Annotated in this window: 29 protein-coding genes; 1 reads left to right on the plus strand and 28 read right to left on the minus strand. The window is 46.3% G+C overall.

Translation table 11 applies throughout. The features are described 5' to 3' along the window. Positions 1-43: 43 nt before the first annotated feature. From AADZ70_RS13005 to AADZ70_RS13055, 11 genes are all read right to left on the minus strand, one after another. Complete coding sequence (locus AADZ70_RS13005) at positions 44-523, minus strand: hypothetical protein (RefSeq protein WP_016937657.1); 480 nt, start codon at positions 521-523, stop codon at positions 44-46. 121 nt (positions 524-644) lie between these two features. Then, a complete protein-coding gene (locus AADZ70_RS13010; RefSeq protein WP_016937656.1) occupies positions 645-1,775 on the minus strand; it encodes a tetratricopeptide repeat protein in 1,131 nt (376 codons plus the stop codon). Positions 1,776-1,964: 189 nt separating this feature from the next. Further along, positions 1,965-2,990, minus strand: a complete 1,026-nt coding sequence (moaA, locus tag AADZ70_RS13015; RefSeq protein WP_326351173.1) for a GTP 3',8-cyclase MoaA — start codon at positions 2,988-2,990, stop codon at positions 1,965-1,967. Between the two features lie 17 nt (positions 2,991-3,007). Next, positions 3,008-3,796, minus strand: coding sequence for a formate dehydrogenase accessory sulfurtransferase FdhD (gene fdhD, locus AADZ70_RS13020; protein ID WP_099744607.1), 789 nt, complete (start codon positions 3,794-3,796; stop codon positions 3,008-3,010). A gap of 94 nt (positions 3,797-3,890) precedes the next feature. After that, positions 3,891-4,055 (minus strand): hypothetical protein, encoded by a 165-nt coding sequence (locus AADZ70_RS13025; protein WP_007407587.1) that lies wholly within the window; start codon positions 4,053-4,055, stop codon positions 3,891-3,893. A gap of 86 nt (positions 4,056-4,141) precedes the next feature. Next, positions 4,142-4,822 carry a VWA domain-containing protein gene (locus AADZ70_RS13030; protein WP_016937653.1) on the minus strand — a complete coding sequence of 227 codons (681 nt, stop codon included), beginning with the start codon at positions 4,820-4,822 and terminating at the stop codon, positions 4,142-4,144. 310 nt (positions 4,823-5,132) lie between these two features. After that, the gene (locus AADZ70_RS13035) at positions 5,133-5,819 is read right to left on the minus strand and encodes a VWA domain-containing protein (RefSeq protein ID WP_045927230.1); all 687 of its coding nucleotides are present in this window, start codon (positions 5,817-5,819) and stop codon (positions 5,133-5,135) included. A 263-nt stretch (positions 5,820-6,082) separates the two neighbouring features. Continuing rightward, entirely contained in the window at positions 6,083-7,114 is a 1,032-nt protein-coding gene (spoIID, locus tag AADZ70_RS13040; protein WP_342007152.1) for a stage II sporulation protein D, read from the minus strand. A gap of 202 nt (positions 7,115-7,316) precedes the next feature. Beyond that, entirely contained in the window at positions 7,317-8,627 is a 1,311-nt protein-coding gene (murA, locus tag AADZ70_RS13045) for a UDP-N-acetylglucosamine 1-carboxyvinyltransferase (RefSeq protein ID WP_016937650.1), read from the minus strand. A 33-nt stretch (positions 8,628-8,660) separates the two neighbouring features. After that, positions 8,661-9,401 (minus strand): YwmB family TATA-box binding protein, encoded by a 741-nt coding sequence (locus tag AADZ70_RS13050; RefSeq protein WP_064777922.1) that lies wholly within the window; start codon positions 9,399-9,401, stop codon positions 8,661-8,663. Between the two features lie 141 nt (positions 9,402-9,542). Continuing rightward, complete coding sequence (locus AADZ70_RS13055; protein WP_007614366.1) at positions 9,543-9,773, minus strand: DUF1146 family protein; 231 nt, start codon at positions 9,771-9,773, stop codon at positions 9,543-9,545. A gap of 171 nt (positions 9,774-9,944) precedes the next feature. On the opposite strand from AADZ70_RS13055, the gene AADZ70_RS13060 reads away from it, so the two are divergent. Further along, on the plus strand, positions 9,945-10,415 hold the full coding sequence (locus AADZ70_RS13060) for a hypothetical protein (protein ID WP_045927227.1): 471 nt from the start codon (positions 9,945-9,947) through the stop codon (positions 10,413-10,415). A gap of 44 nt (positions 10,416-10,459) precedes the next feature. Here AADZ70_RS13060 and AADZ70_RS13065 read toward each other — a convergent pair whose 3' ends face one another. The 17 genes from AADZ70_RS13065 to AADZ70_RS13145 all read right to left on the minus strand — a co-directional run bounded on the left by AADZ70_RS13065 (position 10,460) and on the right by AADZ70_RS13145 (position 23,887). After that, positions 10,460-10,858, minus strand: coding sequence for a F0F1 ATP synthase subunit epsilon (locus AADZ70_RS13065; protein WP_013353907.1), 399 nt, complete (start codon positions 10,856-10,858; stop codon positions 10,460-10,462). Between the two features lie 23 nt (positions 10,859-10,881). Next, entirely contained in the window at positions 10,882-12,303 is a 1,422-nt protein-coding gene (gene atpD / locus AADZ70_RS13070; protein WP_045927226.1) for a F0F1 ATP synthase subunit beta, read from the minus strand. A gap of 25 nt (positions 12,304-12,328) precedes the next feature. Then, positions 12,329-13,192 carry a F0F1 ATP synthase subunit gamma gene (locus tag AADZ70_RS13075; RefSeq protein WP_045927225.1) on the minus strand — a complete coding sequence of 288 codons (864 nt, stop codon included), beginning with the start codon at positions 13,190-13,192 and terminating at the stop codon, positions 12,329-12,331. A 75-nt stretch (positions 13,193-13,267) separates the two neighbouring features. Next, positions 13,268-14,776: a F0F1 ATP synthase subunit alpha gene (atpA, locus tag AADZ70_RS13080; protein WP_016937645.1), complete on the minus strand. Its 1,509-nt coding sequence runs from the start codon at positions 14,774-14,776 to the stop codon at positions 13,268-13,270. Between the two features lie 16 nt (positions 14,777-14,792). Continuing rightward, on the minus strand, positions 14,793-15,338 hold the full coding sequence (locus tag AADZ70_RS13085; RefSeq protein WP_003151169.1) for a F0F1 ATP synthase subunit delta: 546 nt from the start codon (positions 15,336-15,338) through the stop codon (positions 14,793-14,795). After that, positions 15,335-15,847, minus strand: a complete 513-nt coding sequence (gene atpF / locus AADZ70_RS13090) for a F0F1 ATP synthase subunit B (protein ID WP_016937644.1) — start codon at positions 15,845-15,847, stop codon at positions 15,335-15,337. Before atpF ends, AADZ70_RS13085 begins: the two co-directional genes overlap by 4 nt. 141 nt (positions 15,848-15,988) lie before the next feature. Then, entirely contained in the window at positions 15,989-16,201 is a 213-nt protein-coding gene (gene atpE, locus AADZ70_RS13095; protein ID WP_003151167.1) for a F0F1 ATP synthase subunit C, read from the minus strand. Between the two features lie 46 nt (positions 16,202-16,247). Then, positions 16,248-16,982 (minus strand): F0F1 ATP synthase subunit A, encoded by a 735-nt coding sequence (gene atpB / locus AADZ70_RS13100; RefSeq protein WP_016937643.1) that lies wholly within the window; start codon positions 16,980-16,982, stop codon positions 16,248-16,250. Positions 16,983-16,989: 7 nt separating this feature from the next. Further along, positions 16,990-17,373 (minus strand): ATP synthase subunit I, encoded by a 384-nt coding sequence (gene atpI, locus AADZ70_RS13105; protein ID WP_013353910.1) that lies wholly within the window; start codon positions 17,371-17,373, stop codon positions 16,990-16,992. Positions 17,374-17,792: 419 nt separating this feature from the next. Next, positions 17,793-18,422, minus strand: coding sequence for a uracil phosphoribosyltransferase (gene upp, locus AADZ70_RS13110; RefSeq protein WP_016937640.1), 630 nt, complete (start codon positions 18,420-18,422; stop codon positions 17,793-17,795). A gap of 134 nt (positions 18,423-18,556) precedes the next feature. Beyond that, positions 18,557-19,804, minus strand: a complete 1,248-nt coding sequence (gene glyA, locus AADZ70_RS13115) for a serine hydroxymethyltransferase (RefSeq protein WP_016937639.1) — start codon at positions 19,802-19,804, stop codon at positions 18,557-18,559. Between the two features lie 147 nt (positions 19,805-19,951). Further along, the gene (locus AADZ70_RS13120; RefSeq protein ID WP_016937638.1) at positions 19,952-20,494 is read right to left on the minus strand and encodes a TIGR01440 family protein; all 543 of its coding nucleotides are present in this window, start codon (positions 20,492-20,494) and stop codon (positions 19,952-19,954) included. 13 nt (positions 20,495-20,507) lie between these two features. Then, positions 20,508-20,957 carry a ribose 5-phosphate isomerase B gene (gene rpiB / locus AADZ70_RS13125; RefSeq protein ID WP_016937637.1) on the minus strand — a complete coding sequence of 150 codons (450 nt, stop codon included), beginning with the start codon at positions 20,955-20,957 and terminating at the stop codon, positions 20,508-20,510. A 133-nt stretch (positions 20,958-21,090) separates the two neighbouring features. Next, a complete protein-coding gene (locus tag AADZ70_RS13130) occupies positions 21,091-21,546 on the minus strand; it encodes a low molecular weight protein arginine phosphatase (RefSeq protein ID WP_016937636.1) in 456 nt (151 codons plus the stop codon). 73 nt (positions 21,547-21,619) lie between these two features. Beyond that, positions 21,620-22,177: a manganese efflux pump MntP family protein gene (locus AADZ70_RS13135; protein ID WP_016937635.1), complete on the minus strand. Its 558-nt coding sequence runs from the start codon at positions 22,175-22,177 to the stop codon at positions 21,620-21,622. A gap of 69 nt (positions 22,178-22,246) precedes the next feature. After that, on the minus strand, positions 22,247-23,287 hold the full coding sequence (locus AADZ70_RS13140; protein WP_342007153.1) for an L-threonylcarbamoyladenylate synthase: 1,041 nt from the start codon (positions 23,285-23,287) through the stop codon (positions 22,247-22,249). A gap of 156 nt (positions 23,288-23,443) precedes the next feature. Then, on the minus strand, positions 23,444-23,887 hold the full coding sequence (locus AADZ70_RS13145; RefSeq protein ID WP_029575296.1) for a hypothetical protein: 444 nt from the start codon (positions 23,885-23,887) through the stop codon (positions 23,444-23,446). Positions 23,888-23,899 lie beyond the last annotated feature (12 nt).

Here is a 23,899-nt window from a genome sequence, read left to right on the forward strand (position 1 = left end):
CTTGTTTTCTTCCCTTTCAGCATTATCGCAAACATGTAAACTCTCAATTATTGATTTCACAGCGCTCCCCGTAGCGGAGCACTTTGTAAACGGCCAATCCGTCTGACAGCTTATTATCCCCGTGTTTGACCGGCAGAAGGGCAAAGAATACATAATACGTTGAAAAATAGACAAATTGGTAAAAAAATAAATTTGGCTCGAGAACATCTTTCATGATCAGCAGATTTATTATAAAAATAGAAGCGAGATTAAACAGACAGCCTCCGGAATAGACGAGCGCGCTCGTCAGACGGTTATCTATCCGCAATTCGCCGAATTGGCAAAAAGAATCTATAAAGTAGATACGCCGCACCTGAATCGGCCCCACTTTTAAAAAACGTTTCCCCATACCGATATCCAATGACGCTTTGCCTCCGAACAGCATCGCCATAAAGCTGTGGCCTGACACATGGATGACAGACACCATCGGTAAAATGATGAGAAAGGATACGAAAAACTTTATCATATCATTAAATCCGAACAACAAATCCCTCCTTTCAATCGTCCGTTTTTCCCTCTTTTGCGATTTTTCCGATTTCTTCAACGCTCAAACCTCATAATGTGCATAAAAAAATAACCATCTGCCGATCAGATGGTTAGAAAATTTATATATCGTATAAACATTGTTCTTTTTGAATGTTTTCTCTCATGTGAATCACTTTTTCATAAAAATACGCCGCTTCTTTATATTGCTCATGGGCGCTTGTGTATATGGCAGCCTCCAAGGCGAAATCTTCAATATACACATACAGCGATTTTTCATTCATATAGTCAAACACTTCATGGATTAAGTCCATATTGAGGGATTCCAGGTAAAGCGCTTGTAAAAACTTATATTTCTCTAAACTGAATCGGTCGCCGCGTTCCTTCGCGATCGTGACCCCTTTTTCATAATAAGTAAGGGCCGCTTCGTCATCACGCAGCCTGAAAAGGGTGTGTGTTAAGCTGAACAGCGCCTTCGGAAGCTGTTCAAGCTGATGTTCTTCAAAAACGGGCACCGCTTTTCTAAAATAACGGGCCGCTTCAGCCAGATCACGCTTTTCAGAATAACAATTCCCCAGATTGTAAAGCGAAGACCCGATCAGGCGGGGCTGTCCTTCAAGCAAAGAAAGGCGGAGCGCTTCGTCTAAATGCTCAAGCGCTTTGTCGTAGTTTTTGCAGTCGATATAGTTTCCTGAGATGACGAAATGGCACTGTATTCTCCGCACTCTGTAAAAATCGTGTTTCATATATGTATCCAGCGCCTGAATCCCGTGATTCATGGAGAAATGAGTCTGCTTCATGACGTAAAACACTTCAGACATCTTGAAATGGAATTCCGCCCTCTCTATATCATCCTCGACAAATGAAAGGAGTTTTTCCGCTTTCCGGTAAAAAGAAATAGCCGCAACATAGTTATTCTGATCGAATTCATACATTCCTCTGAACAAATGGAAATAATACTCGGACAGTCCCGATATGCTGTCCGTGCTTTCGATCGTCTTCTGCAGCTCGCTGTACTGAATTTGAGATTGTTCGGTGAAATCCGGCTTGACGTAATCAAGCATAATATGATGGCGGTAGCTGATCAGCTGGTAATATAACAGCAGCAGCTGGTCTTCCTCCATACGTTGTATATCCTCATCAATTTCCTCTTTCAGCTTTATGGCATCAGCCGCTTGAAATGCTAAAATGTGCTTGTACCATTTGTTGATCTTGACTCCAACTTGAGATGACGGAATCTCGTATGCGGTCATGCCCCTTTCACAACCTTTTCTAATTTCTATTGGTTATATTTTAACATATTGTATGGCTTTGGAATTGAATAACTTGATCGTCCTGCATCAAAATTCCTATCATATATTTCGGCCGGCATCGGTTTTTTTTGAACAGGCCGGAGCTTCATTTGAATAAAAAAGCCTGCCCTTGTTCGGGCAAGCCTTTATTCATCCGCCTATATACGACATTTCCACTTTCTTTTTCCCATCTGTTTTAGAAAGCGCGCGGTCAATTGAATACTGATCCGTGCGATTTCTCCAGACAGAGGCGATGGATTCCGTCAATTCGTCATCAGTCAGGCCGCCGCGCACAAGCTTCCGCACATCGAAGCCGCTAGAAGCGAACAGGCACGTAAAAAGCTCGCCCCTTGCCGACAGACGCGCTCTGTTGCAGGAGGCGCAAAATGCATCCGAGACGGAGGAAATCACGCCGATTTCGCCGGAACCGTCGAGATAGCGGAATCTGGAAGCGACCTCTCCTCTATAATTCGCTTCTATCGGCTCCGTCGGCATGTGCTGATTGATCAGATCAATGATCTCAGCCTTCGTGATGACGTCTTTTTTATTCCATTGATTTGTATTGCCGACATCCATAAATTCAATAAACCGAAGAATATGACCCTTTTCTTTAAAATAGCGGGCCATCGGCAGGATGTCTTTTTCATTGACGCCCTTTTGAACAACCATATTGATTTTCACACCGAGTCCGGCCGCTTTTGCCGCTTCAATGCCCTCGAGCACCTTGTTCACCGAGACGCCGCGGCCGTTAATGGCCTTAAACCGCTCATCCTCTAAAGAATCAAGGCTGACGGTCACGCGATGCAGCCCCGCCTGCTTCAGCTTTTCCGCATACACGGGAAGCAGAGAGCCGTTCGTCGTCATCGCAATATCGTTAAGCCCCGGGATGCGCGCAAGCTTTTTGATCAATTCAGGCATATCTTTTCTCATCAGCGGCTCCCCGCCCGTCAGCCTGATTTTTTCAACGCCGAAGCGGCCGACAAACAGTTTGGCAAGCCGTTCAAGCTCCTCAAATGAGAGCAGTTCCGTCTTTTGCAGAAATGGATAATCCGGTCCGAACAGTTCGGCTGGCATACAGTACGTGCATCTGAAATTGCAGCGGTCGGTTACAGAGATACGGAGATCCCTGAGCGGCCTCTCCCTTTTGTCTGACACGCGGCGCGTTTCTGTATTCATAAGCCCAAGACCCCTTTCTATTGTTCAACCCGTTCAGGATGTGTGTATACGTTAAACGATCCGTTTCTGACAAAGCCTATCGCCGTCATGTTCAGCTCTTCCGCCATTTGCAGCGCAAGCTCCGTCGGCGCCGATTTTGAAATGACAATCGACACGCCGATTTTTGCGGCTTTCAATAAAACCTCTGAGGAAATCCGTCCGCTGAAGACAATCAGCTTGTCACGGACCGGCACTCCGTTTTTCAGGCAGTTGCCGTACAGCTTATCCAGCGCATTGTGGCGCCCGATATCCGTCCTCATGAAGAGCATCTTTTCCGTATCGCACAGCGCCGCATTATGGACGCCGCCCGTTTCCTGGAATGTGCCGCTTTCGCTTTGCATCTCCTTCATGAGGCGAAGACACGTTTCAGGAGTTATGGTGATGCGGCTGACGGCGGTTTTGGCCGTTTTTACATCCTGCTGAAAGTAAAAATGGCGGCCTTTCCCGCAGCATGAACCGATCACTCTCTTCGTATAGTCTTTTTGCTCAAGCATTTCGGGATTCGTCAGCTCCACATATGCAAATCCGAGACTTTCATCTATCGTAAAACTTTTGATCTCTTTTTCAAAACGAATGACGCCTTCTGACGCGAGAAATCCGATAACGAGTTCCTCTAAGTGGTCGGGCGTGCAGACGAGCGTAACAAATTCCTGCCCGTTCACCATGACAGTCAATGGATACTCTGATACCATCCGATCTGCCGTTTTTGTTAATACCCCTTTTTCATAACGGTATATTTCTCTTACCGCCGTTGTTTTTTCATCCACTGTTTTCCCCTCCGCAGTATCCTTCTCTTTTATTCTTCCATAATCCCTGTATTTTGTCGAATCTGCGGTTTAAAAAAAGAGCCCTCTTCGGACTCTATGTTTCGTTGCGATGATGTCTGCTCAAAATGGTGAATAAAATAACTGCGGCGATAATGGCCAATATACTGACAAATATGAAGGCGGCAAGCTTCAGAAAAATTCCCATCAGTACAAAAACGACTGCCGCCAGCACTAATATAATGCCTGCTCCTTTTAACAACAGCGTTCATCTCCTTTTAGTCGTATCATTCCCGCGGTTCCGTTTTCTAAACAAAAAAGACGCCGCGCGGGCGTCCCTTTTTCAGCCTATTCTTTTGCTAAATCCTTTGCAGCGTCTTCCCAAGCCTGTTTGAACTCGTCCGCGCTGTCAGCTGAGACATACGTCCCGCCTCCTGCTTCCGCCGCTTTTTCAAGGCTTTCGCTTCCTTTCATGCCGAAATTGAAGCCGATGATATTGACGATTGTGTTGACGTTCGCTTTACGGAGCTTTTGAATTTCAGCCTGAGGATTACCGCCGCATGTTTCTTCACCGTCTGTAATCAGGTATACGACGTTTTTCCCTTTAGCGCCGGCCCGCTCAAATTCTTCGCGCGTATCAGAAAGCGCTTTTGCTATCGGTGTCCAACCGGTCGGTTTAATTTTGCTGAGTGATTGCTCAAACGGAGTCACGGCGTACGGCTGGAGTCCGTATAACGTTTCTGTCGCATTACATGATACGGCTTTGCCGGAGTTTTTATTATTGCCCTTATGGCCGAATACCCGAAGCATCAGATTCGTGTCTTCAGGAAGAACCTTCGCAAAAGAGGTGACAGCATCTTTCGCAACATCTATTTTACGTTCTCCCCCCGTTTTTTGTATCATGCTTCCGCTTGCATCAAACAGCACAGCGACGTTGGTTTCCTCTTGCTTTTTCTCAGCCGCAAAAACAGGTGATCCGAGTGAGAGCGTCAAAAGTCCGACAATCCCCGCAGTAAACATTTTTTTCATTTTCTTCATTCCTCTCCATTTGTTTTTTTGCCGATGGGCCCCGGCTCTTCTCTATGCTAGTTTAGCTATTTGGAAAAAGATATAGGGCGTGATGCCTTTTGTAAGAACGGCGATATATGACCAAAAATGAACAGAATTATGCGCATCATCCTAAAAAGATTGGCTAAATGATGACAGTTTTAATGCCTTTTTCGTCCTTTTTGTAATATAAGTCCGGGATCTGATTCTTTTTACAGTTTTCTCTTCATCTCTTCATGAAAATTTTGTTAAATCAAACATAAAAAAAGGGCCGATAAACGGCACCTTTTTCTTATTCCGCTAATGATCTCGCTTCCATTGTAAAGATACGGTTCATATCCTTTTGGCTGTGAGCTTCGTAATATTTTCCTCCGCCCGCTCCGGCAATCGCGTGCAGCTGGCCGTTGAAGCCTTCCTTAAAGTCAAAACCGATCACGTTGACTTTAATATGATGTTTGCGTAGTTCTTTCGCCGTCTTAATAGGATCTCCGCCGCATGTCTCCTCACCGTCTGTCAACAGGTAAACGGATTTAAAGCCGAATTTATGAACACCGTTAAAAGAAGCCTTCGCATCTTCTAATGCTTTTGCAATCGGTGTCCAGCCTGTAGGCCCGATTCCGTTCAAAGAGTTGAGGAAGCTTTGTCTGTCAAACTTTTGGAACCCGTACACACCGCGAATGGCTTCACATGATTGAACTTTTCCAGAATTTTTATTATTGCCTTCCGAACCGAAAACCGTCATTCTGACTTGTGATGTAGACTTAATTCGATCCGCAAAACGGATGATTTCATCTTTTGCCATATTGTATTTAGATACGCCGTCTATCCGTTTCGCCATACTGCCGCTCGCATCAAGTAAAATGGCGGTATTGTTTCTGAATAAAAGAGTGTTCTCGTCTGCTTTCTCAGCAGCAAAAGCAGGAGATGCAGCAGTCAGCATCAATCCGAGCATAAGTATGAGTGAAAATGTTTTTTTCATTGCTTTTTCCCCTTTTCAATAGATTTACGTTCAACGCCGAACAATATTTATCGTAAATGAGATGAAAAGGGAAATAAATAGGACGGGCTTCCTCATTATTTTTGCGTACATTCACATAGAAGCGGCATTTTTATCAGTGATTTTCACCCGGTGCGCAGCCATCTATCCGCAATTGTCAGCCTTTAGCCTTTCGTTATATGAGTCCGTTGGTTGTTTTACCGTTTATGGAAGAGTTTTCCGAAAAAAGACGCTGATGTCAGCGTCTACTTTTTCGCCATATATTTGTTTAAAAATGAAGCGGCCTCGGAAATGTTCACTCCCTGATAGTAATGCTTGACGATGTCCGCCACGGATTTTCCCTGCTCCGCCATGTAATTGGCTCCGTACTGGCTCATACCCACGCCATGGCCGAACCCCTTTGTCGTAATGGTGATGCTGTTCCCGTTTCGTTTCCATTCAAAGTCGGCAGACCGGAGTCCGAGTTTTTCCCGGATGTCTCTGCCCTTCAGCTTCTTGCCGTTTATGACGGCCGTCGCCACTTGATGCCCCGGTGTTCTGGCCGTAATCTGCCCCACCGTGCTTTGACCTGAAAGCTGCACGCCGAGCTTCTGCTGAAACTCAGACACACTGAAGGTCTGGGTGGCGAGATATTTAGGCGATTTCTTATCCCAGGGGCTTTTTACACTCTTTAAATAAGGAATGGCGCTTGTCCAATAGGCTTCCGCATTTTCCGTATAGCCGTTGCTTGTAGAGAAAAAAGATGCCTCAATCGGTTTGTTGTCATACGTTAAAATCTTTCCTTGGGTGCCGGCCACCGCGTTTGTGATTTTCTTAAGGTTTTGTGCGTACTCAGAACCCCATTCTTTTTTCAGCTGGCTCTTGCTTTGATAGACTTGGAACATCTGTGTGTCATCCACCAGCGATCCTTTAGGCGCCTGAACGGCTGAGTCAGCGACCATCAGTCTGACAATAAATGTCCGGGCAGCGAGCGCCTGGGCTTTTAAGGCCTCCGGTTTAAAGTCAACGGGCATTTCGGAAGCTACAACTCCGGTCACGTACTCTTCAAGCGGAATGTTCTCTACAGATTGTTTGGATGTCCGATAAACCGGAATGGATACAGGTGATTCTTTCAATGTTTCTGCTCCTTTTGTCTCTCGTATGGTGTGTGCTGTTTTGTGCCCGGGCTCTTTGTTCGCGGCCGCTCCTTTTTCTGCCTGAAACGGAAGAACGAGAATGGTGGGAACAAGAAGAATAAGTACACATAGCCCAGATAGTAGAAATACAATGGGTTTCATATATCAGCTGCCTCCTGCTTGGGATTCGACTCTACTTCATCTTATGGGCAGGGACAAGCTAATATGACTTCCTTTTGGACAGAATCTTTATTCGATTTTTCACGCCAAAAACGTATTCTTTTTTGAAAATCAGAGCATAATAATGATGATAAACCCTATAAAAAAAACAGTATGCCAGATTGACATACTGTTTTTATAACCTTTATGCGTTTAAGTCAGTAACGGCTTCTTTGCTTTCTTGTTCTGCTGCCGTTTCATCAACGACACGCTCGATGTCAGCGCCGAGAGCCGCAAGTTTTTTATGGAAATCCACATAACCGCGATCCAAGTGCTTCAGTTCCGTAACGCGTGTATGACCTTCAGCCACTAATCCCGCAAGAATCAGCGCCGCGCCCGCACGCAGGTCCGTAGCGGCAACTTCTGCGCCTTGCAGCTGTACAGGACCGTTAATGATCACAGAACGTCCTTCAATTTTAATGTCGCCATTCATCCGGCGGAATTCTTCAGCATGCATAAAACGGTTTTCAAACACAGTTTCAGTAATCATGCTTGTTCCGCTCGCACGGAGAAGGAGCGCCATCATTTGCGACTGCATGTCAGTCGGGAATCCGGGGTGAGGCATCGTTTTGATGTCGATCGGCTTCAGCTGGGCAGGGCCGATGACACGAAGGCCTTCTCCTTCATCCGTAATTTTGACTCCCATTTCTTCCATCTTCGCAATTAAAGACGTAAGATGCTCAGGAACGGCACCTTTTACTAATACATTTCCTTCCGTAATAGCCGCAGCCACCATGAAAGTACCCGCTTCAATACGGTCAGGAATGATATTGTGTCTTACGCCGCGAAGCTTCTCGACACCTTCAATTTTAATGGTGCCTGTGCCGGCTCCGCGGATTTTTCCGCCCATTGCATTGATATAGTTCGCTAAGTCAACGATTTCAGGCTCTTTTGCCACGTTTTCAAGCGTTGTTGTTCCTTCAGCTAATGCAGCTGCCATAATCAAGTTTTCTGTCGCACCCACACTTGGGAAATCTAAATAGATTTTTGCGCCCTGCAGACGGCCTTCCACTTCCGCTTCAATAAAGCCGTTGCCTACTTTGATTTTTGCACCCATTGCTTCAAAGCCTTTTAAATGCTGGTCAATCGGTCTTGAACCGATAGCGCAGCCGCCCGGAAGCGCTACTCTTGAATGACCCGTACGGGCTAATAGAGGGCCCATTACAAGCACTGACGCGCGCATTTTACGCACATATTCAAAAGGTGCTTCTGTTTCTAAAGCGTAAGAAGCGTTTACCGTAACTTCATTATTCTCAAAATGCACATCTGCTCCTAAATGACGCAACACTTCATTAATTGTATATACATCGGAGAGCGTAGGTACATCACATATTACGCTTTTTTCTTCACTTGCTAATAAAGATGCAGCGATAACAGGTAAAACGGCATTTTTTGCTCCTTCAACTTTCACTGTGCCGTTTAACTTCTGACCGCCGCGGACGATGATTTTTTCCAAGGTATTCCCCTCCGCGTCCCTATATTCTCTATATTAATATTCAGTTGTCACGATTGGTGTGCCAACCGTAACGGTATGTTTTTCGCCCATTCCCGCACTTCTAAGCGCAATTTGCACATTCATCTTATGTTTAGATGTCATGATGTAATCTGTCCACTTATATGTAAATGCAGAAACAGAAACGAAATGAGGCTCAACTACATGTTCAACTGGACTTGCTTCAAATTCTTTCATGAGCTGTTCTGCTTTTTTTTGCAAAACAATACTCATATTATCATTTAAATGACCCTTTAGACAAGTAAAAATATATACTTTATTTTGAAATATGTCATGTGCCTGCCGTTCAAACTGTTCATATGTATCATTCCAGTTTTCCGGTTGCTCCGGGCTCATTTGCTCATATAATAAATACGAAGTTGGGTTCTGGTTTTTGAGGGTAGTGACGAGCTGCAGTTTAAAAGTTGTATGATTTTTTTTGTCAGAATACGTGCCGACAGCCTTTACAATCTTATCTTCTTGAGCGGTTTCCCACTGATATTGCGGATTCTGCGTCTTCAGTTCTTTCACCTTGTCATCAAATTCACTCAGTGACAGGTTCAGATTTTCTTTCGCATGAAGCGTCCACTCATCTACAGTGACATGCTGCCGCTCCATTCCTTCGGCAATCTGGGCAAGCGGAGACAGCTCACTTGCATGAATGGAATGAAATACCGCAATTAAGGCGCTTAAAAAAACAAAAAACAAGATGATACGGCCTGCTCTTTTTTTCTTCATATCGATCTCTCCCCCCTACTCCCATTTTTGCCGGAGCCGGGGAAAGCGATACATGGAAAACTTCGTCAAAACTCGCCAAACGGGTGAAGAAAAATTGGTTTCTCCCCCAGCGATTCCCTTCATTTCAACTGACGAAACACCTTAAAACAAGTATGGAAGCTGCTTCGAATAGGTAAGATAATCTAAAAAGAAGTCAGCGACTGCCGTTCCGATCGCAATGGTAAGAAGAATAATCAGCAGCCTTGCCTGCACTATTTTTCCTTTTCGGATCAGCGGATCAAAGTTGACGGCCTGTAGCGCCCACCATGTCACCGCAATGCATACCAGATGAACCAGAATGCTGATTGCGGCCTGCTGCCCCAATACATTCACACATTCCATCTCCTTTCATTTTTCCGCCCCTCATATCCTCTCTTATTATATAAGAAGAAAAGAGAAAGATGATCATTTTCACAGCAGAATTTTTATCCAAAATTAGGGGCAATCCCCGCTTAAATGTCCGTTCTCCCGCATGGTATACTTTTTTGGAAAGGAGATGGGAATATGAATCATTCCTTTTTTCATCCGGAAAAGCAGTATGGAGAATCACTGCCCGTATTTGACCACGAGTGGGAAGCGATAGCATTCTACTATGATTATAGACAGTCTCAAACAGAGGAACTGAAAGAATTATGTCAGTTTTTCAACATTTCTCTTGATTATTCACACGGAAGCCTGAAGAAATTAGAAGCTCTCTACTTCCGCAGCATAAAAGAGCTGCTATTGGCGGACTGGAATCTGCCGATTGACGAATTTGAGAAAATGCTCAGTGTGTATGTCATTGATTGCGCCATCAGACACCATGACGATGCCGAATGGATCGTTAAACCATATCCGTATACGGACGGCGCCTATACGACGGGCGTGCGAAGAGGAAACAAAACGTGGCACACTGACAACTGCTGTGAACATTTATATCTGCAAAAAGAAGAGGATCATCCGCTTATCGGCGTCTATGAATCTCTTATGCGTTAATATAGAAAAAGAATCCTTCTCAGACAGCCGAGAAGGATTCTTTTTTAGTTTCCTGCAACATCCAATCTGTTTACAGCCCGCTGTAACGCAAGCTCAGCCCGACGAATGTCAGTATCATCTGATCGTTTGTTCAAACGGTCTTCCGCCCGCTTTTTCGCAGCAAGGGCGCGCTCTTTATCAATGCTGTCCGCTGTTTCAGCAGCTTGTGCAAGGATAGTGACCTGATCAGGACGGACTTCTAAAAATCCGCCGCTGACAGCCGCCAAGTCGGTCTGTCCGTCTTTTTTAAGGCGGACAGCGCCGATTTTAAGCGGAGCCACGGTCGGAATATGGCCCGGCAAGATACCGAGATCACCGCTCTCGGCTCTTACGCTTACCATTTCAATATCAGCATCATATACTGGGCCGTCGGGAGTAACGATATTGACTTTAACGGTCTTCATGCTTTTACCCTCCTAGGACCAGATTAAACTTCTACACCCATCTCTTTTGCATTCTCAATGACTTCTTCAATGCGTCCCACAAGACGGAATGCATCTTCCGGAAGATGGTCATATTTACCGGAAAGGATTTCTTTAAAGCCTTTAACTGTTTCTTTAACAGGCACGTAAGAACCCTTTTGTCCCGTAAACTGCTCAGCTACGTGGAAGTTTTGAGAAAGGAAGAACTGGATACGGCGTGCGCGGTGAACGACAAGCTTGTCTTCTTCACCCAATTCATCCATACCAAGAATTGCGATAATATCCTGCAGTTCTTTGTAACGCTGAAGCGTTGACTGAACTTCACGCGCCACCGCATAATGCTCTTCTCCGACAATTTCCGGAGCAAGCGCGCGGGAAGTGGAAGCCAGCGGATCAACCGCAGGGTAGATACCCATTTCAGTCAATTTACGCTCAAGGTTAGTCGTTGCGTCCAAGTGAGCGAACGTCGTCGCCGGAGCCGGGTCAGTGTAGTCATCGGCAGGCACGTAGATCGCCTGGATAGATGTAACTGAACCAACGTTTGTAGACGTAATACGCTCTTGAAGCTGACCCATTTCTGTCGCAAGCGTCGGCTGATAACCAACCGCAGAAGGCATACGGCCGAGAAGCGCGGAAACCTCTGAACCCGCTTGTGTGAAACGGAAAATGTTATCGATAAAGAACAGTACGTCCTGTCCTTGTTTATCACGGAAATGCTCAGCCATTGTAAGACCAGTCAGTGCTACACGCATACGTGCGCCCGGCGGCTCGTTCATTTGTCCGAAGACCATGGCTGTTTTCTTGATAACGCCTGAATCGCTCATTTCGTAGAAAAGGTCGTTCCCTTCACGAGTACGCTCTCCTACACCGGCGAATACGGAAATACCGCCGTGCTCTTGCGCGATGTTGTTGATTAATTCCTGGATTAATACGGTTTTACCTACACCGGCACCGCCGAACAATCCGATTTTACCGCCCTTGATGTAAGGAGCGAGCAGGTCAACGACCTTAATTCCCGTTTCAAGAATTTCAACCTCAGTTGAAAGCTGATCGAATGAAGGAGCTGATCTGTGGATCGGGTCCTTTTGAGCATCCGCAGGCAGCGGTTCATTTAAATCAATTTTATCTCCCAGTACGTTAAATACGCGTCCGAGAGTCACATCACCGACAGGAACGGAAATCGGAGCACCTGTATCAACTGCTTCCATTCCGCGCTGAATTCCGTCCGTAGATGCCATGGCAATTGTACGGACTGTATCATCGCCTAAATGAAGAGCAACCTCTAGCGTTAGATCGATGCTTACTTCATTTTCGCCTGTAGCTGGCTGTGAAACTTTAATCGCATTATAAATCGCAGGCAAGTGGCCGTCCTCGAAACGTACGTCGACAACCGGTCCAAGCACCTGACTTACGCGTCCTTTCTTCATCGCTATCCCTCCTGACAAAATCTTTCTATTCTAAAGCGGCTGCACCGCCGACAATTTCGGTAATTTCTTGTGTAATCGCCGCTTGACGCGCGCGGTTATATGAAAGCGAAAGTGAATCAATGAGTTCTTTCGCATTATCAGTCGCATTTTTCATCGCTGTCATTCTCGCAGCGTGTTCACTTGCTTTACTGTCAAGAAGCGCGCCGTAAATTAAGCTTTCCGCATATTGAGGAAGCAGCACTTCGAGCACCTCTTCTTCATCCGGTTCGAACTCGTAAGAAGCCGTGCGCTTCCCGCCGCTCGTTCCGAAATCCGTTAAAGGCAGCACTTTTTTCTCCGTCACTTCCTGTGAAATCGCACTGACGAAATGGTTATACACCAAATACAGTTCATCAAAAGCGCCGTCGATAAACATTTGAACCGTCTGACGGGTCAAATCCTTAATCTGAGCAAAAGTGACCTCGTCGCCAAGCCCTACTAACTCAGACAAAATCGGCATTTCCCGTTTTTTAAAGAAATCGCGGCCGACTCTGCCGATTGCAATCACCGTGTATTCATCTTTAGACTGATGGCGTTCTTGAATGGTGCGGTAAGCGTTTCGCAAAACCGAACTGTTAAACGCACCCGCAAGCCCGCGGTCAGACGTAATGACGAGATACGCCGTCTTTTTCACATCTCTTGAGACAAGCATCGGGTGTTTCGCGTTTTTCGCGCCTTTTCCGACGTTAAACACAACCTCCTGGATCTTATCCATATACGGAGCAAATGACTTCGCGTTGGTTTCCGCACGGTTCAGCTTCGCAGCGGATACCATCTGCATGGCTTTTGTAATCTGGCTTGTTTTTTTCGTTGACGTGATCCTTGACTTAATATCGCGTAATGAGGCCAAAGATTTCACCACCTTTATTCTTCATTTGCGTAAAAAGAGAGAAAAAGAGAACCTTTTTCTCTCATCTTCTAAGGGTTAGTTGCTTGGTGCAAATGTGCGTTTGAAGCCTTCGATTGCAGCTTTGAAGTCTTCATCAGCAGGAAGGTTTCCTGTTTTCGCAATGCCGTCAAGCAGATCTTTATGGTTTTGATCAAGGTACATGTAGTACTCTTCTTCAAAACGTCTGATATCCGCAACCGGAATATCATCAAGATATCCTTTTGTCAGCGCATAAAGAATGGCTACCTGTTTTTCAACCGGAAGCGGCTTATTCAAGTCTTGTTTCAGCACTTCAACTGTACGCGCACCGCGGTTCAGTTTCGCCTGAGTCGCCTGGTCAAGATCAGATCCGAATTGGGCGAATGCTTCAAGTTCACGGTATGAAGCAAGGTCAAGACGCAATGTTCCCGCTACCTTCTTCATCGCTTTGATTTGGGCTGATCCGCCGACACGGGATACGGATAATCCGGCATTGATCGCAGGACGCACGCCTGAGAAGAATAAGTCGGATTGAAGGAAAATCTGTCCGTCAGTAATGGAAATGACGTTTGTCGGGATATAAGCGGAGATATCTCCTGCTTGTGTTTCGACGAACGGCAGCGCCGTAATTGATCCTGCGCCTTTAGCGTCACTCAGCTTGGCTGCGCGCTCAAGCAGACGGGAGTGAAGATAGAATACATCCCCAGGGAATGCTTCACGGCCCGGCGGACGGCGAAGAAGCAATGACAGCTCACGGTAAGCGGCCGCTTGTTTGGATAAATCATCATATACGACGAGAACGTGCTTGCCGTTGTACATGAATTCTTCACCCATTGTCACCCCTGCATACGGTGCAAGGTAAAGAAGCGGAGCCGGCTGTGAAGCAGACGCCGTCACAACAATCGTGTAATCAAGCGCGCCATGCTTACGAAGTGTTTCCACCACGCCGCGTACTGTAGATTCTTTTTGACCGATCGCTACATACACACAGATCATGTCTTGGTCTTTTTGGTTTAAGATTGTATCAATCGCAACAGATGTTTTACCTGTCTGACGGTCCCCGATAATCAGCTCACGCTGTCCGCGGCCGATCGGAATTAACGCGTCGATCGCTTTGATACCCGTTTGCAGCGGCTCATGTACCGATTTACGGTCCATTACGCCTGGTGCCTGGCTTTCGATCGGGCGGGTTTTGCTTGTCAGAATCGGGCCCATTCCGTCTACCGGCTGTCCGAGCGGGTTGACGATACGTCCGATTAATTCTTCACCTACAGGAACTTCCATGATGCGGCCCGTTCTTTTGACCTCATCACCTTCACGGATATCTCTGTAAGGTCCTAAGATAACGATACCTACGTTGGATTCTTCAAGGTTTTGAGCCATACCCAAAACGCCGTTTGAAAACTCAACAAGTTCACCGGCCATACAATTGTCAAGGCCGTGCACACGCGCAATACCGTCTCCGACTTGGATGACTGTACCTACGTCATGAACTTCAATTTCAGATTGGTAATTTTGAATTTGCTGCTTTATCAGCGTGCTAATCTCTTCAGCTTTGATGCTCACTTAGGTTTCACCCCTTCTATCGATTTCCTCCGGCAAGTTGACGTTCCATGCGCTCAAGCTTTCCGCTCACGCTTCCGTCATAAATCCGGTTTCCAATGCGGACTTTAATGCCGCCTATTAAATCCGTCTGCACTTCATTTCTGATTCTGAGCGAAGCGATTCCGGCTTTTTTTGCAAACACTTGAGATAATGATAACATTTCCGCTTCTGACAGCGGTTTTACTGAATAAACAACCGCATCCTCTGTCTGACGGGCCTGATTGGCAAGTTTGATAAACTCGTCTGTGAGATCAGGCACAATCGAAGACCGGCGGCGGTCAATCAGAAGAAAAATCGTATGCAGCACAGACTCAGACAGTGCGCCGAACGATTGCTGAATCAGCTCTTTTTTCTTAGCAGCCGATACCTTCGGATGGCTTAACACTTCCTGTAATCCGGCTTCGTTTCGGAAAACTTCTTTTAGTACGGTAAGCTCTTCTTCGATTTCATTGATTTGAGAAGTCTCAACGGCAATGTCGAAAAGCGCTGACGCGTATCGTTTAGAGACAGCAGATCCACTCATCGGCTCTCTCCTACCTCTTTAAGATAGTCCTGAATCAGTTTCTCCTGGGCTTGTTCATCAAGCTCTTTTTCGATCACTTTCGATGCGATTAAGACAGAAAGTGATGCGACTTGCTCGCGAAGTGCGGAAACCGCTTGTTCTTTTTCTTTGACAATTTCGGTTCTCGCCGCTTCTTTTAATCTTTCAGACTCGGCGCGCGCAGCCTGGATAATATCTTCCTTCTGCTTTTCACCCAGTTTTTTCGCATTTTCAATGAGTGATTGTGATTCCTGTTTCGCTTCTTTTAAAAGAACGCGCTGCTCTTCAATCAGCTTCTGCGCTTCTTTATTTCTTTCTTCAGCGGACGTAATTTCGCCGGTGATATGATCTTCACGCTGTTTCATTATATTTAATAGCGGTCCAAGAGCGAATTTCTTGAGAAGCGCTAATAAAACTAACATAGCTAACAATTGGAATAGGATATCTCCGCCGTTAAACGACAGTCCTAATTCAAGAGGTAATTGAGACATCTACTACGGCAACTCCCTTCTGCAGGTTTTCTCTGCTGATAAAAGCCGTTTCAAGACGGCCTGCTTATCAGACATAAAGCAATGGCGAAGGTTCTCTTAGAGTGATCTTCGCCATTTTTAGTTCATATAAGGCTTTTATGCTTAGCCAAAGAACGCTAAGAACGCGATAACGACAGCGATAATTGGAAGGGCCTCAACCAATGCGATACCCATGAACATAAGAGTTCTAAGTTCTTTTCCTGCTTCCGGCTGACGGGCAATTCCCTCTACCGTACGTGAAACAATCAAACCGTTACCAATACCTGCACCAAGTGCACCTAAACCGATTGCAATCGCAGCTGCTATTAAATTCATGAAAAAGTTCCTCCTTTAAAATGTTATCCGAATTGGATATATGATTTTAATGATCATGACTGATTTTGTGTGACATGTACACCATCGTCAGCATCGTAAAGATAAATGCCTGGATGGTACCGATGAACAAGCTGAACGCCTGCCATGCAAGCATCGGAATAATGGCTCCGACTGTGCCGACCAAACCGAGAAAGAAACTGTTTGAGTAGAAATTCGTCGCCAGATTTGCAAGAAGGCCAAGAAGAATTTCCCCGGCGAAAATGTTACCGTAAAGACGAAGTCCGAGTGTCAGCGTATTCGCAAACTCCTCAATGATCTTCATCGGGAACATAAGCGGAACCGGTCTGAGGTAATCCTTAGAATATTCCTTCAAACCTTTCATCTTCACGCCGTAATAGTGTGTTAATGACACGACCATAACGGCTAGAGTCAGAGTAATAGCCGGATCAGCCGTCGGTGATTTCCACCAAAGCTCGTGTCCGACCGTTACAGAAAACGGCAGCCCCAGCATATTTGATACAAATATGTACATCAGCAAGGTTACACCAAGCGCCAAGAAGTTAGCCCCTGTCTTTAAATCCATTGTACTGCCTATAATATTGCGGACAAAATCAACAATCCATTCCATGAAGTTCTGGGCTTTTCCCGGACGGATGGACAGCGTTCTCGTAGTAAGAATCGCAATCAGCAGCACAATCACACTTGCCACAGTAATCATCAGAATGTTTGTCAGATTAAAAGTAAGACCATACAAATCAATAGTTCTGTAATCGTGATTCAATGGGTTTTCACCTCTCTTCCATTGATGAACGTTTGAGCTGAATAATGGAATCTATCATAATGACGGGATAAATTGTCATTAATCCAATAATCACACTTGCCACACTGACTTTGTCGGGATATTTAAAGGCGATAGCCATCGCAAGTATCGCATTGCACCAACGCGCTGCGCTCCCGAGTGATCGTATGGACTTTCCTTTCGCTACGGCCTTGTCAAAAGCATTCATTCTTCTGGTCAAGAGCCACAGATTAAACAAACTGAAAACAGTTCCCAAAAAGAGGCCTAGAAAAACAGTTTTATACGCCGTAAGACCATATCCCAGCAAATAGATTGCCAAGATCACAAATACATATCTCCGTTGTCTGCTGAATGTAAGATTGGGATCGTCCATCAACTATCTGTCTCCTGATGAAAAAGTAATATAATTCCTGGATACGGCATACATGCGGTTAACCCTTTGCAGAAGGCCTTTTTTGTCCCGCAAAAAAACGGCCTGTTCGAAAAAACCACTCATCCTCCTGATGCGGGATGCTGTTTCATTCGCTTAGATAAATCCTCATATAACGGGTTTTTTTGGAGGATTTAAAATGAGGATGGATACTAGAAATGAAAGGAATGAAAACCTTCTCATAATACCCTCGTTTAGCATACAATAGCCCCTAACATGTGTCAATCTGTTTAAAGTTAAAAAACTTTTTATACCGGAAGCATACACAGAATGTTCACAAATTCACCTATAAATGTATGAACTCTCCCCTTTCAGCAAAAATTTGGATAAAAAAAGAAAACCTCTGAATGAGGTTTTCCGATTTATTTTGTTCCGTACAGTCTGTCACCCGCGTCACCGAGACCCGGAACGATATAGCCTTTTTCATTCAGCTTTTCATCCAGGGCCGCGATGTAAATATCAACGTCTGAATGGTGTTTCTGCAGCTCTTCCACGCCTTCAGGAGCCGCTACGAGACACATGAAACGAATGTTTCTCGCCCCGCGTTTTTTCAGGCTGTTTATTGCTTCAACCGCAGAGCCTCCCGTTGCAAGCATCGGGTCCACGACAATAAAATCACGTTCTTCCACATCAGAAGGAAGCTTAACATAGTATTCCACCGGTTTTAAGGTTTCCGGATCACGGTATAATCCGACATGTCCCACTTTGGCCGCAGGGATTAATTTCAGCATGCCGTCAACCATTCCGAGACCCGCTCTCAGGATCGGCACGATACCGAGTTTCTTACCTGAAATCACTTTGGATGTGGCTGTTTGAACAGGTGTTTTCACTTCCACTTCTTTAAGAGGAAGATCACGTGTAATTTCAAACGCCATCAGTGATGCAACTTCGTCCACAAGGTCTCTGAAATCCTTTGTGCCTGTATTTTCATTCCGAATATATGTCAGCTTATGCTGGATTAAAGGATGATCAAATACGTAAACCTTTCCCATACTGTGTTCAGCTCCTTTTTTGTTGTCCGAGTAACTTTTTCACACTTCTATTGATTCTACAGAAAAAGACAAACAGTTTCAAGAAAATCATAAAAAAACCCGCCGGATTAGGCTTCCGGCGGATTTCTTCCTTATTAATAGTCCAGTTCTTTATATAAAGGAAACTTTTCAGTCAAGGCAGATACACGCTGTCTTGCTTCTTCAAGCTTTGCTTTGTCTTCATGATTTTTCAGCGCAAGGCCGATGATGGCGCCGACTTCTTCAAGTGCGTCACCGTCAAATCCGCGGCTTGTCACAGCTGCCGTACCGAGACGGATTCCGCTTGTGACAAACGGTTTTTCCGGATCATAAGGGATCGCGTTTTTATTAGATGTAATGCCGATTTCATCAAGAACATGTTCAGCGACTTTTCCGGTCAGACCGAGAGAACGGAGGTCGACAAGCACGAGGTGGTTATCCGTTCCGCCTGATACGAGCTGAATGCCCTCTTTGGTCAGAGATTCAGCAAGACGCTTCGCGTTCGAGATGACGTTTTGCGCATATGTTTTGAAATCTTCTTCAAGCACTTCCCCGAAAGAAACGGCTTTGGCCGCGATGACATGCATAAGCGGTCCGCCTTGGATGCCCGGAAAAATGGATTTATCAATCTTTTTGCCGAACTCTTCACGGCAAAGGATCATTCCTCCGCGCGGTCCGCGAAGTGTTTTGTGAGTCGTTGTCGTTACAAAGTCAGCGTAAGGAACCGGATTCGGATGAAGGCCGGCCGCGACAAGACCCGCGATGTGCGCCATGTCGACCATGAAGTAAGCGCCGACTTCATCAGCGATTTCGCGGAATTTTTTAAAGTCGATCGTGCGGGGATACGCGCTTGCTCCGGCAACGATCAGTTTCGGCTTATGCGCCAGCGCTTTTTCACGAACATCTTCATAATCTATATATTGCGTGTCTTTATCGACACCGTATTCAACAAAGTTGTATTGAACGCCGCTGAAATTAACCGGGCTTCCGTGTGTTAAGTGGCCGCCGTGGGAGAGGTTCATCCCGAGCACCGTGTCGCCGTGCTCTAAAATCGTGAAGTAAACAGCCATGTTCGCCTGAGCGCCTGAGTGCGGCTGAACGTTTACATGCTCAGCTCCGAAAATCTCTTTCGCGCGGTCGCGGGCGATGTCCTCGACGACATCAACGTGCTCACAGCCGCCGTAGTAGCGTTTGCCGGGGTAGCCTTCAGCATATTTGTTTGTTAAAACAGAGCCTTGCGCTTCCATTACCGCTTCCGTCACGAAGTTTTCAGAAGCAATTAATTCGATATTAGTCTGTTGACGCTTACGCTCATTTTTAATGGCGTTAAACACTTGTTGATCTTGTGCAGGTAAATGTTTCATCAGCGAAATCCTCTCCTATCCGTTTCCTGTTCTTTATTTTTACCACCCTTATTGTACATGGTTTTTCAGGTGAATGTAACAGCTTATTTAAAAAAAACACAATATTTAATTGGAAAACACGAACATTATATAGGAAAAGCATTTTCATCATTCGCATTCATAAACGGCGCGAATTCCGCCGATCAGCTTCGGCCTTGTCCGGGCCATCGTCACATGCGCTTCTCCGAGCTCACGGCTTGATATCCGGACAGGGACGGCAACGGGTTTTAAATGCATGCCGATGAACGTATCACCGATGTCAATTCCGGCGTCAGCCTGAATCGATTCAGCGAGCACGGGAGATTGCATTTGCCGGTATGCATATGAAGCCATCGCTCCGCCCGCTTTCGGGACGGGGACGGCTGAAACGATGGGGAGCCTGAACCGCTCGGCCGTTTCCGCCTCAATGACAAGCGCCCTGTTTAAATGCTCGCAGCATTGAAAAGCAAGATGAACACCCGTTTTTTCCTTGAACCGGGCAAGTCCGCCGTAAATCAATTCAGCCCAATCGCCGCTCCCCGCGGTGCCGATCCGGCTTCCGGCGGCTTCACTCGTACTGCACCCGATGACCAGCAGACTGCCGTCCTTAAGTTCGGCCTGCTCTTGAAATTCAGTCAGCATGTCCGTCCATTTTCGCTTCATCTCTTCCATTGTCCAGCACCTCTTACAGATTTTTTTCTTCGTAATCTGCGATTTTGCCGATCCGCCGTTCGTGGCGGCCGCCCGTAAATTCAGTCGTCAGCCAGATTTTTGCGATTTCGCGCGCCAGACCCGGGCCGATGACGCGCTCCCCCATCGCAAGAACATTCGTATCATTGTGTTCCCGCGTCGCTTTTGCGCTGAAGGTGTCATGCGCAAGCGCACAGCGTATTCCTTTTACCTTGTTTGCGGAAATGCTCATGCCGATGCCTGTGCCGCAAATTAAAATTCCCCTGTCAACTTCACCGTTCACCACTTTTTCCGCTACCGGAAAAGCGTAGTCAGAATAATCAACAGAACCGCTGCCGCATTCACAGCCCATATCAATGTATTCAATCTGCAATTCATCCAGCAGACTTTTGATTTCTTCGCGGATATGGACGCCGCCGTGATCTGACGCAATAGCTACTTTCATTCATTTACCTCCTAGGTGTGGCTGGGCGAAGACAGAGCCCAGTGTGCTTGTCCTTTTTTACGAAATCCGTTGATTTTATTCTACTCTTTCATATTCGTTTTGCAAATGACCTGTTTGCAGATTTTCTGACAGATTACTTGCTTTTTCCGTCAAGCAATTGGTCAGCCAAAAGGGTCAGCAGTTCCTCCAGTTCGTCCCGCGTCCTTTTATAAACATCAAGCGGACCGCCGAACGGGTCAGAAATATCGCCGTTTTTTCCCGTTACGTATTCTTTAATGGTAAATACTTTACCATGACTGTTTTGATATCGGCTTTCGATCAGCTGTTTATGCTGTTCGGTCATCGTCAGCACCAGATCGGCCGTCTCGATATGTTCTTCCGTTAAGGGAGATGAACTGTGATTGAGAGCGATCCGTTTTTCAAACAGCGCTTCCACGGCATGAGCCGACGCTTTTCCGTTCGGGGACGCGAATACTCCGGCAGAGCTTGCGCTGACGTCCAGCCCTTTCGTTACTGCAATGGATTTAAAAAGAGCCTCAGCCATGGGACTGCGGCACGTATTGCCTGTACAAACAAAGATTATTTTCATATCCGTCACCTCTTACTGCCTATTATAAATGAAGAAAAAAGAAACGGCATCTTCGTTTCTTTTTTACTCAGCCCTATATCGGTAAAAGCAGTTTCAGCCCGAATCCGATCAAAATGGCTCCGCCGAGGGCTTCGCTGTAGGAGCCGAGCCATGATTGCACCTTTCTTCCCGCCAAGAGCCCCGCCCATGTTAAAACGGTGCTGAAGATTCCGAACAGCGCAACGGCCAGCATCGGGTTGGAGCCGTTCATCCCGAGGCTGAGCCCGACAGAAAAACTGTCAAGACTGACACCGACCGCGAATAAGAACAGTCCCGAGCCTGCCGGAGATATGAGCGGCCCGTCCGATTGTTTAAACGAAGCGATGATCATTTGCACTCCTAAAATGAAAAGAAGAGACCCGCCGATGTAAACGGCAAGCATCCCCAGAAAACCGGACAGCAGATGCCCGGCTGCCATTCCTGCCAGCGGCATGATGACATGAAACAGCCCGATGACAATTCCTATATGAAAGATTTGTTTTTTCTTCAGCTGAATCATTCCCATTCCGAGCCCGACGGAAAAAGCATCCGTCCCCAAAGCAAATGCCATGATGCTTAAGGAGACAAGCTCCCCGATGAATAGATTCGACATGAAATAAAAAACCCCCTTGGACGTGCCCGCTTGTTTAGCTTATGCATGTCCGAAAAGGGGTAGAACAAGTTAATGGATAACGGTGCCGCCCGCAGCCTTCATCAGCCTGTTCATAATGGCGAGTCCCACTCCGGTGTCCGGAAAGGATTCAGAAATAATCATATCCACTTTTGCATCATCAAAGCTGCGGAGCGCATCGTACAAGGCCGTCGCCACTGTTTCAAGGTCGGCGCGCCGGCCGCATACCTTAATAAAATCAGCCTCGTACCTACCGGCATTCTCCTCTGTTGTCAGAATGCCGATCCGTTTTCCCCGGCTTTTATATTCGTCAGCCAGCTCTTGAATTCTCAAAGCGCCGCCGTCGGCAATAGCCATCGGCGCAGAAGGCGCATAGTGTGTATATTTCATACCGGGAGAAATAGGAACCTGATCTTCTTCGGTCAGCCCTTTATCCACAAGAACCGGACCGGCTGCGGATTCAATCTGTTCTTTTGTCACGCCGCCCGGACGAAGCAGCACGGGCTGTTTCCCCGTACAGGACAGAACGGTTGATTCCACTCCGATTCCGGTCGCTCCGCCGTCCACAATGCCGGCAATGCGGCCGTTTAAATCATGAGCCACATGCTCGGCCTTCGTCGGGCTCGGTTTTCCTGATAAATTGGCGCTCGGCGCTGCGATCGGCAGTCCGGCCGAACTGATGAGGGCTAACGCCACCGGATGATCAGGCATTCTGACCGCTACCGTCTCAAGTCCCGCGGTGACACGGGGGGACAGCACGCCGGGCTTACACGGCAAGACCAGGGTCAGCGCGCCCGGCCAAAAAAGCGTCATGAGCTTTTTCGCCGTTTCAGGAATATGGCTGATAAAACGATCAAGCTGGCTGATGTCAGATATATGCACAATCAGCGGATTATCGCTCGGCCTTCCTTTCGCCTCATAAATTTTCGTTACGGCTTCCGTATTTTCAGCGTTAGCGCCCAGTCCGTAAACGGTTTCTGTCGGAAAAGCCACAACTTCATTCTGCCGGAGCAATTCCGCGGCTTGTGTAATCTGGGGATCGGTTGTGGATAATTTTGCGGAAGAATCCACAAACCATCTTCTTGTTTTCATGTATAACCAAACTCCTTATTTTAAAGCGGTAAAACTTTATTTTCTCTCATGTATTCCTTTTGAAAGTATAAAAGATGTCCTTTAATAAAACAAGTGTTATCCACAAACTGTGGACAACACTTTTCGATAAGTGGATAACTTTGTGCATAAGTGAGGTTATGCAGAGGTTTTCACCATCAAAAACGAACCTTCTGTGCATAACGAATTGCGGAAATGCTCGGACGTATACAGTTCATCAGGCACATCGGCGCATTCTTCAAATCCCATCACACTCAGAAATTCAGCAGATGAGGGCTGATTGGCGACTAAGTAGACATCTTGAATTTCATGTTTTTTGCACAGCACATCCATACTTTGAAACAGCGTAACGATATGGCTTTGGTTCAGCCTGTCCGACATAACGAGTGAACGGAGAAGCCCTTTTCCGCCGCTGAATTTTTCGATCCCGAGACAGGCGGCAATCTCTTTCTCACTGTCCTCCAGCATGATAAACCGGCTGATCTGCTGATCGATTTCCGCATGTGCCGTATCAGCCTTTTTCAAAAAGGCCTCCAGCGCCTCCGTATCTTGATCTCTTGCCACTCTCAGCTGATAAAACATATATTTCCCCTC

It is taken from the genome of Bacillus sp. YBsi01, from assembly GCF_038406745.1.
GTDB lineage: Bacteria > Bacillota > Bacilli > Bacillales > Bacillaceae > Bacillus > Bacillus siamensis.